This window comes from Aquiluna sp. (genome assembly GCF_965064355.1).
Genome location: NZ_CBCHRQ010000055.1, coordinates 1 through 9,549 on the forward strand (window position 1 = coordinate 1; position 9,549 = coordinate 9,549).

The 9,549-nt window shown below is 53.4% G+C and carries 7 protein-coding genes and 1 pseudogene; 7 read left to right on the forward strand and 1 reads right to left on the reverse strand.

The features are described 5' to 3' along the window. The 7 genes and pseudogenes from AC128V_RS05485 to AC128V_RS05515 form a co-directional block, all read left to right on the forward strand. Nucleotides 1–399, forward strand: a pseudogene (locus AC128V_RS05485) (ADP-forming succinate--CoA ligase subunit beta); the annotation flags it as partial. A gap of 10 nt (nucleotides 400–409) precedes the next feature. Further along, nucleotides 410–1,297, forward strand: a complete 888-nt coding sequence (gene sucD, locus AC128V_RS05490; RefSeq protein ID WP_482763673.1) for a succinate--CoA ligase subunit alpha — start codon at nucleotides 410–412, stop codon at nucleotides 1,295–1,297. Between the two features lie 2 nt (nucleotides 1,298–1,299). Continuing rightward, on the forward strand, nucleotides 1,300–2,550 hold the full coding sequence (locus AC128V_RS05495) for a cell division protein PerM (protein ID WP_482763674.1): 1,251 nt from the start codon (nucleotides 1,300–1,302) through the stop codon (nucleotides 2,548–2,550). Nucleotides 2,551–2,557: 7 nt separating this feature from the next. Then, nucleotides 2,558–3,148 (forward strand): phosphoribosylglycinamide formyltransferase, encoded by a 591-nt coding sequence (purN, locus tag AC128V_RS05500; RefSeq protein WP_482763675.1) that lies wholly within the window; start codon nucleotides 2,558–2,560, stop codon nucleotides 3,146–3,148. Continuing rightward, nucleotides 3,148–4,752, forward strand: coding sequence for a bifunctional phosphoribosylaminoimidazolecarboxamide formyltransferase/IMP cyclohydrolase (purH, locus tag AC128V_RS05505; RefSeq protein WP_482763676.1), 1,605 nt, complete (start codon nucleotides 3,148–3,150; stop codon nucleotides 4,750–4,752). The genes purN and purH overlap by 1 nt, the downstream gene beginning before the upstream one ends. Nucleotides 4,753–4,855: 103 nt before the next feature. Then, the gene (locus tag AC128V_RS05510) at nucleotides 4,856–6,628 is read left to right on the forward strand and encodes an ABC transporter ATP-binding protein (RefSeq protein ID WP_482763677.1); all 1,773 of its coding nucleotides are present in this window, start codon (nucleotides 4,856–4,858) and stop codon (nucleotides 6,626–6,628) included. After that, nucleotides 6,625–8,430 carry an ABC transporter ATP-binding protein gene (locus AC128V_RS05515; protein WP_482763678.1) on the forward strand — a complete coding sequence of 602 codons (1,806 nt, stop codon included), beginning with the start codon at nucleotides 6,625–6,627 and terminating at the stop codon, nucleotides 8,428–8,430. Before AC128V_RS05510 ends, AC128V_RS05515 begins: the two co-directional genes overlap by 4 nt. Here the strand turns inward: AC128V_RS05515 and AC128V_RS05520 are convergent. After that, nucleotides 8,427–9,549 (reverse strand): alpha-amylase family glycosyl hydrolase (locus AC128V_RS05520; RefSeq protein WP_482763679.1); only part of this gene is annotated, 1,123 nt, incomplete at its 5' end. The genes AC128V_RS05515 and AC128V_RS05520 overlap by 4 nt on opposite strands.

Genomic DNA, 9,549 nt, shown 5'->3' on the forward strand with positions numbered 1-9,549 from the left:
AACGGTGCCGGATTGGTTATGAGCACCCTGGACGTAGTTGCCTACGCCGGTGAGCGTCACGGCAACGTGAAGCCCGCTAACTTCCTAGACATCGGTGGCGGTGCCTCTGCTGAGGTAATGGCTGCAGGTCTGGATGTCATCTTGAACGACCCTCAGGTTCGCAGCGTGTTTGTAAACGTCTTCGGCGGCATCACCGCCTGTGACGCTGTAGCAAACGGAATCGTTGGCGCGCTGAACACCTTGGGTGCCCGTGCCAGCAAGCCGCTAGTTGTTCGACTAGACGGCAACAACGTTGAAGAGGGTCGCCGTATTCTCTCCGAGTTCAACCACCCGCTGGTAACGCTGGCGGACACCATGGATGGCGGAGCCGACAAGGCCGCTTTGTTGGCTAACAAGTAAGGCTTTAGAAATGGCAATTTACCTAGACAAAAACTCAAAGATTATCGTCCAGGGCATGACCGGTGCCGAGGGCATGAAGCACACCACTCGCATGCTCGCCGGTGGCTCGAACATCGTTGGTGGCGTGAACCCACGCAAGGCCGGCGAGAGCGTGGATATTTCTGGCAAGTCGCTTCCGGTTTTCGGAACGGTCAAGGAAGCTATGGCTGCCACCGGTGCGAATGTTTCGGTTATCTTCGTTCCTCCTGCCTTTGCAAAGGCTGCAATCATCGAGGCTATTGACGCCGAGATCGCGCTCGCGGTTGCAATCACCGAGGGCATCCCAGTTCACGACAGCGCTGAGGCTTGGGCATACAACGTTGAAAAGGGCAAGAAGACCCGTCTAATTGGACCTAACTGCCCTGGAATCATTTCCCCTGAGCAGTCCAACGCAGGCATTACTCCTTCGAACATCGCCGGCAAGGGCCCAATCGGCTTGGTCTCCAAGTCTGGAACCCTGACCTACCAGATGATGTTCGAACTTCGCGACATCGGCTTCTCAACCGCTATCGGTATTGGTGGAGACCCAGTTATTGGTACCACTCACATTGATGCACTTGAGGCATTCCAGAACGACCCTGAGACCAAGGCAATCGTGTTGATCGGTGAGATCGGTGGCGACTCTGAGGAGAAGGCTGCGGACTACATCTCAAAGCACGTGACCAAGCCAGTGGTTGCTTACGTAGCCGGCTTCACTGCTCCTGAGGGTAAGACCATGGGTCACGCAGGTGCAATTGTTTCTGGCTCTGCCGGAACCGCTCAGGCCAAGAAGGAAGCATTTGAGGCTGTCGGCGTGAAGGTTGGCAAGACCCCATCCGAGACCGCTGCGCTTATGCGCGAGATTATCGCCAAGCTCTAAAGGTGAATCGGGGGCTCAGCTTCGCAATTTCAGCGCTGCAAGCGCTGATTATTGCGGCTGTCGCGATTGGTTTAGTGATTGCCCCACTTACCTTGGCCTGGTTCATCGAGGGCGATGGATCTGTTGACTGGATGGTTGCGTTTCGCGTTGCGGCTTATGCATTTTTGCTAGCCTGCGGCGTTCCACTGCAGTTCAATGCCGGTGAGATTCTAGGCATTGCTGTCCCCGCGTTCACAATGTCGACTTTGCCACTGGGGCTCACGGCCCTGATGGCGGTTTTGATTATTCGAATTGGTCACCGACTCTCAGCTGCAAGTTCTATCTGGCCCGCATGGGTTGGTGGCGCGGTGGCATTTGGTGGCATTGGTCTTGCGGTTTCAATGCTGAGCACAAACGAAGCAGTCGTGGTTGCCGAATGGGCACCGTTTATCTCCCCAGCATTCTTCTTTGGTGGCATTCTGTTTCTGGCATCGGTGCTTGGACCGCGCTATGAGCTTTTTGAAGGCGCTAACCCGCCCGAGGCCAAAGAACGTATCTGGGTTCGAAACCAAACCAAAGCAATTTTCTCCAAGCTGCACTGGTCCTTGGCATCTGTGCTTTCACCTGCATCCAGGGTCGGTCTTGGCGTAGTCGCGGCACTACTTTTGGTTAGCTCCGCCATGATTGCGCTGGCTTTGGGCTTTGGCTGGATCGAAGTTGTGGCTCTATACGAGGCAATGCGAGTGAGCGTTCTCGGTGGCGTGATGTTGACCATCGCCCAGTTGGCGATCCTTCCAAACCTGATTGTTTATGGGATGAGCTGGATAGCGGGTCCTGGATTCTCAATCGGAGTCGGATCGTCTGTCTCGGCACTCGGCACTCAGCTTGGTCCAATGCCAGCCCTACCGGTATTTGTCGCCATCCCTACCGCCGGTTTTGACCGAGCAATATTGTTTGCCCTGATTCCAATCGTGGTGGCCTTTGTTGGAACGCTTTTTGCCCGACGCTATGCCGACCAGATGCGCTGGGAGTATGCAACGCGTTTTTCGGCAGCAGCAGCCTTCGCCTTTATGGCGGCTCTGATCGCTGCACTGACTGCATTTGCGATTGCTGTTTTGGCTTCTGGAAGTTTTGGGCCTGGCAGATTTAGTGAGGTTGGCATCAATGCTTTGCTTTTTGCCGGAGTGCTTTTTCTAGAGGTATTGATTCCGAGTTTTGTGGCTGGTTTAGTTGTCATCAAGCCATACAGCGATCAGCAAGAGCGCGGAAAGTAGGAGTCCAATGCTTTCTATCGTGGTCTTGATCTCAGGTTCGGGCTCAAACCTTCGTGCTCTATTAGAAGCCTGTGACAATCCGCTTTATCCCGCGAAGATTGTGGCGGTCGGAGCCGATAACCCGGCAGCAGGACTTGCCCACGCTGAACAGTTTGGTGTCCCCACCTTTGTGGTTGAGCCTGGGCTTTTCGATTCTCGCGAAAATTGGGCTGAGGTGTTGCTTGGCAATCTCCAGTATCACAAGCCCGACCTTGTTGTCTTGGCCGGCTTTATGAGGGTGTTGCCTGAAGGCTTTGTCTCCGCCTTGAGCCCAAACATCATCAACCTGCACCCATCGCTGTTACCTGCCTTCCCAGGCGCTCACGCGGTCAGGGACGCCCTTAGCGCAGGGGCCAGCACAACTGGTGCAACGGTTCACATCGTTGACGCAGGGGTAGACACCGGGCCGGTCCTAGCGCAACGAGAGATTGCGATTGCTTTTGGAATCACTGAGTCTGACCTGCATGAGCAGATCAAGGCAATCGAGCGCTCATTGATTGTTGAAGTTGTATCTCAGATTGCCGAGGGCAAGCTCAACCTCTCAGAAAGGTCTAGCTGATGGCTAACAATGTTGAAGCTCGAAACTACAAAGAGCGCGACCAGGTAAAAATTCGCAGAGCCCTCATATCGGTTTCTGACAAGACTGGCCTAATCGAGCTTGCAAAGGGACTAAGTGCACAGGGAGTTCAGCTGGTCTCAACAGGTTCAACCGCAAAGCAGATTGCCGAAGCCGGCTTAGCAGTCAAAGAAGTATCTGAGGTGACCGGTTTCCCAGAGTCGCTAGATGGTCGCGTGAAGACCCTGCACCCAAAGATCCACGGTGGCATTTTGGCGGATCTCAGATTGGACGAGCATGCTCAGGAGCTTGCCGATCTAGACATCGAAGCCTTTGAGTTGGTTGTTGTGAACCTCTACCCATTTGTCCAAACTGTCGCAGCAGGAGCAACCGGCGATGCTGCGGTTGAACAGATCGATATCGGTGGACCGGCGATGGTTCGAGCAGCTGCCAAGAACCACGCCAACGTCGCAATTGTCGTCAACCCAGCGAATTACTCACGCGTTCTAGAGGCCAATGCAAATGGTGGAACTTCTCTTGCCCTTCGCAAAGAACTGGCTCAGGCTGCCTTTAGTCACACAGCTCAATACGACAGCGCGGTTGCAAACTGGATGCTTGGTGAAATCACTGGTGATAACAGTGGTTCTGATTTCGCCCAAAATGTGAACTTTGGTTTTGAAATCAAGAATGTGCTTCGTTACGGCGAAAACGCTCACCAAAAGGCGGCTTTGTATTCGGCGAACGGTGCTACCGGCGGCGTAGCGCAGGCCAAGTTGCTTGGTGGCAAAGAGATGTCATACAACAACTACGTAGATGTCGATGCTGCACTCCGAGCCGCATATGACTTCTTAGAGCCTGCGGTTGCGATCATCAAGCACGCCAACCCCTGCGGTATTGCAGTGGCTCAAGCAGGTGCCACTGATCCAATCGCAGATGCTCACGCTAAGGCTCACGAAACTGATCCCGTCTCCGCATTTGGTGGCGTGATTGCCGCTAACCGAGTTGTGACCGAGAAGATGGCGCTGCAGGTTGCCGAGATCTTTACCGAGGTAATAGCAGCACCGGGATATGAACCGGCGGCGCTAGAGGTCTTGAGCAAGAAAAAGATTTTGCGCATTTTGGAGCTTGAAGCTGGTTATGTAAGACCTTCTCGCGAGATCAGACAGGTTTCCGGAGGCGCGTTGATTCAGGAATCCGATGGCTTCGAGAAGCTAGACACCTCAAAGTGGCAGCTGGTTACCGGCGAACCTGCCGATAAAGAACTGATGGCTGATTTGGAATTTGCCTGGAGAGCATCTCGCGCTGTGAAGTCCAATGCAATTTTGCTAGCCAAGTCAATGGCCGCGGTTGGAATTGGCATGGGGCAGGTTAACCGAGTGGACTCCTGCCGATTGGCAGTATCTAGAGCTGGGGACCGGGTTGTCGGTTCGGTGGCCGCATCTGATGCATTCTTCCCGTTCGCAGACGGGCTAGAAGTATTACTCGATGCAGGCGTTAGGGCTGTGGTTCAACCTGGGGGTAGCGTCCGCGATGAAGAGGTTATTGCCGCAGCCAAGGCTGCCGGTGTAACCATGTACTTCACCGCCGAGCGTCATTTTTACCACTAGGTCACTTCTGCGACGAAGTGGAATAAAACCCAGGGACTAACGGCAACCGTTTCTCGGTTACTGCTATCCTGAAGGGCTGCCCTAAAGGCGGCGGAAGAGATAAATGCAACCCGAACTAAGTACGTTCAAAACGCTGTGGCGATTGGTGCCATTTGCTAAAAAAGCCCTACCCAGAATCATTCTGGGAATGCTGGCTGCAATCGGCGCACACATGTTTGCACTTTCCATCCCGCAGTTTTTGCAAAATCTCGTTAACTCCTTGGTTGCCGGTGGCATCGATGCCCTGATTCCAGCGGTTGTGTTGATTTTGGCTTTGGGTATTGCCGAGGCTGTGTTCGTGCTACTTCGTCGCTGGTTGGTGCTAACCCCGGGAACTTTCGTTGAAGCTGATATGCGAAATGCCCTCTACGCGAAGCTGCAGGATTTGCCCGTTGCCTTCCACGATCGCTGGCCATCTGGTCAGTTACTCTCGAGAGCCGTTCGCGACCTGAGCATGATCCGGCGTTGGCTGAGCTTTGGTTTAGTGCTTTTGGTTGCCAACCTCCTCACTTTGATAGTCGGACTGGTAATTCTCTTTAGTTTCAATTTCTGGTTGGGATTGATCTTCTTTATCGCGTCACTCCCGATCGTGGTAATTGGTTTCCGCTTCGAGAAATCCTTTGGCGAGGTGGCTCGGTTATCTCAGGATCAGTCCGGAGACCTTGCGACCCGAGTCGAGCAGGCCGTTCACGGCGTGAGGGTTCTAAAGGCTTTTGGTCGCGGTGGATTTGCGGCAGATCAGTTTGCAACCGATGCCAAGGCGCTATTGGGAACTGAAATCAGAAAAGCCAAGGCAGTTGCCAATATTTGGCTGTATTTGATTTTGCTTCCGGAATTTGCGCTGGGACTTTCGCTATTTGCAGGTGTGCTTTTGGTTGCCGATGGCCAGATCACCGTTGGAACACTGGTGGCCTTTGTCGCTACCGCGATGGTGCTTCGCTGGCCAACCGAGTCCCTGGGATTCCTTTTGGGCTTCACCCTGGAGGCAAAGTCCGCAGTCACTAGATTCTTTGAGGTCATTGACGAGCCGGATCTGATTTCTGATCCTGTAAAGCCCAAAACGGTCGCTGAGCCTAAGGGCCTACTGGAATTCAAGGACGTCAGCTTCCGCTATCCAGACACTGCAGCGGATCAGCCAGATCTAATCTCTAACTTCAACCTCAGGCTAGAGCCTGGTCAGTCGGTTGCACTTATTGGTCTAACCGGTTGCGGTAAGACAACGCTGACTGCCCTAAGCACCAGACTTTATGAGGTAACCGGTGGCGCTGTCGAGATCGATGGCGTTGACATTAGAGATATGAACCGTAGTGAGCTGCGAACCCTGATTGCCATGGCTTTTGAGGATGCAACCTTGTTCTCATCCTCGGTTCGCGACAATGTTCTGCTTGGAAATCCAACCCAGAGCGAAGATGATCTCAAGCAAGCTTTGGAAATTGCGCAAGCGCAATTTGTCTACGACCTGCCAAATGGCCTGGACACCAAGATCGGTGAAGAGGGCCTATCGCTCTCCGGTGGGCAGCGCCAACGTCTAGCGCTTGCTAGAGCGGTTGCCGCAAAGCCAAGAATCCTGGTTCTCGACGACCCACTCTCCGCGCTTGATGTTGACACCGAGGCCATGGTTGAGGACGCCCTTCGCCATGTTTTGACCACCACAACCGCTTTGATTGTTGCCCACCGACCATCGACCGTGATGCTGGCCGACAAGGTAGCGCTCATGCACGAGGGCAAGGTCGTCGCCTTTGGTACTCACCAAGAACTCTTGAAAACATCCGACCACTACAAGTACGTAATCAGCTCGCTGGATGCGGCAGAAAAAGCCAGGGAGGTGAACCTATGAGCATGCACGGAACCAACGATGAGGAGAAAACCGACCTCAACAAAGAAGAATCTCGATACGTAAGAGCGCGCTCCAGGGACCTGCTTGGCTCACTGCTTTTGCCAATCCGAGCCCGAGTAATTGCAGCGGTCTTCCTGGTGGTTATTTCTACTGCGCTTAGAGTTTCTGGACCAGCGCTAATTGCTTTTGGAATTGACAGTGCACTGCCTAAGGCCTTGGTCGGGGACTACACGCCAATCTCGCTGACGGTGTTTGTCTATCTCTCGGCAGCTGCCTTGACTGCGACGCTGACCTACTTCTTCCTAATGGTTACCGCTCGGGCCTCTCAGGCCATGCTCTTTGACCTTCGAAACCGAGTATTTGTTCACACTCAGAAGCTTTCGGTCGAATTCCATGAGCGCTATACCGCCGGTCGAGTTATCGCCCGCCAAACCTCAGACCTGGAATCCATTGGCGAATTGCTATCTGGTGGTTTGAGCGAACTAGTGGTTGGCGGCATGTTTATGCTCTTCACCGCTGGTGCGCTGTTCTTGCTTGATCCGGAGAGCTTCCTAATCTTGCTGGTTGCGCTTATTCCACTTGCGGTTCTCACCCGTTGGTTCCAGCTTGGAACCAATAAGGGGTATCGCCAGCAGCGAGTTGCCTCTTCAAGATTGATCCAGTACTTCGTTGAGACCATGACCGGTATCCGTGCGGTGAAGGCTTTCCGCAAGGAGAAGTCAAACGAGAACCACTTTGGTGGGCTAGTTGAGGATTACCGTGGACACAACGCCAGACTGATCCAGCTGTTTGGTATATACGACCCAGGTCTTATCCTCATCGGAAACGTCACTGTGGCGGCAATCTTGCTCTTTGGTGGATTCCGAGTGCTCGAGGGTTCTTTGGGTATCGGTGTCCTGACCGCCGCAATCTTGTATTCCAGAAGGTTCTTTGACCCGATGGAAGAAATCGCGATGTTCTACAACTCCTACCAATCGGCAGCCTCAGCACTGGAGAAGATTTCCGGTGTGCTTCAGGAAGAACCAACCGTTCCTGATCCTGAGAAGCCGGTTGTCCTCAAGGACGTCAAGGGCGAGGTCAGCTTCCAAGATGTCGAGTTCAAATACGCCACCGGTTCAACGGTGCTGCATCCGTTTAGCCTGACTATCCCAGCCGGTCAGACCGTGGCACTGGTTGGCACCACAGGTGCCGGTAAGTCGACACTTGCCAAACTCATCTCTCGTTTTTATGACCCTTCCGCGGGCACGGTGAGCTTAGACGGGATAAATCTTCGAGACATTGCGAATACCGACCTTAGGCACGAAGTTGTAATGGTTACCCAGGAGGCCTACCTGTTCTCCGGATCGGTTGCCGAAAACATTCAACTTGGTAAGCCTGCTGCTTCAATCGAAGAGGTAATGGCAGCAGCTAAAGCAGTTGGTGCTCACGAGTTCATTCTCTCGCTGCCAGATGGCTATCAGACCGATGTCAATAAGCGCGGTGGCAGAGTCTCCTCTGGTCAGCGCCAGTTGATTTCCTTCGCGAGAGCCTTCTTGGCAAACCCATCGGTTTTGATTTTGGATGAGGCGACCAGCTCATTGGATATCCCATCTGAGCGTTTGGTACAGCAGGGCCTCAAGACCCTGCTGCATAACCGCACCGCCGTGATCATTGCTCACCGCCTATCCACAGTCTCGATCGCCCAGCGCGTGCTGGTTATGGAGCACGGTCGAGTAATCGAAGATGGCAGCCCAGAGCAGCTATCGCAATCTGGAGGTAAGTTCGCAGCTCTTTACAAGGCCTGGCGAGACTCGCTGGTTTAGCGCTTTATAAGAGCAATCGCTTGGTTTGCGGTCAGATCGGTTTTCACCACACCACCTGAGATTTCAATCTCTTTTCCAGAGATGAAATCAAGGTACTTGCCGTCGGCAAGGAGTGTTGTGATCTCCACGCCGCTTTGATTGACGGTAGTGACATTCACCGCAAAGAAACCGATATCTCCGCGTTCAAAACTCAAAACCGAATCACTGGTCTGCGGGTTTGTTACCGGCTTACCCGAGGTTTCGTCGCGGAATGCGATCATTGAATTTACCGAGTTCATGCGGTGCTGGCACAACCAGGTTCCGGCCTCGTGATTTGCGAAGTAGATAGCGCTTGACTGAGCACACTTCGCATCCAGCATCCGACCGTTCTCGTCTTTTGGAGCCCAGTCATAACTATCAAATGCAAACGAGCTGTAAAGCATCGGCTGTCCGTAGTCCAGAGCAAGCATCAAAGCGGTTGCCGCCTCAAACTGAGCAGGCTGGCTATAGTTCAGGGCCTGACCATTGCGCTCGGTGTCGTGGTTGGAAACCATAACCACGGTTTGGTTTGAGGGCGTAACCCACGGCGACTCGGTTGAAGTGTCAGGCAGGTAGGCAACCTGTTGGGTGAAGATGGACGCTAGCTGGTAGGCAAGATCAAACCCGAAAATATCTCCAATGCCAAGGTAATCCACAGGTTCTGCACCTGGGGTGCCGGGAACGACCTCTTGGATGTATTTAATTGTCACCGGAAGTTTTGCCTTGATTGCTTCCATATCTGCCAAGGCAATGTGCTTGGCAGCATCGATACGGAAGCCGGTGACGCCAAGGTCGACAAGGGATTGCAGGTAGCCAACAATCTTGGCTCGAACACTCTCATCTTCGGTGCGCAGATCCGCGAGGTTTAGAAGCTCACACTGCTGTACCTGGGTAACACTTGCCCAGTCGGCGATCTGACTATCCAGAGTCTCGGTACAGGCGTGGAAATCAGCTCTGGTGTAGAGGTCTGCGTACTCGTACTTCACATACTCGGTTCCGGCAGTGGCAACACCTTCGCTATGGCCGGTCATGTGGTTGATCACCGCATCAACATAAATCTCTACGCCCTGATCACCGCAGGTTTTCACCATTGCTTCAAAT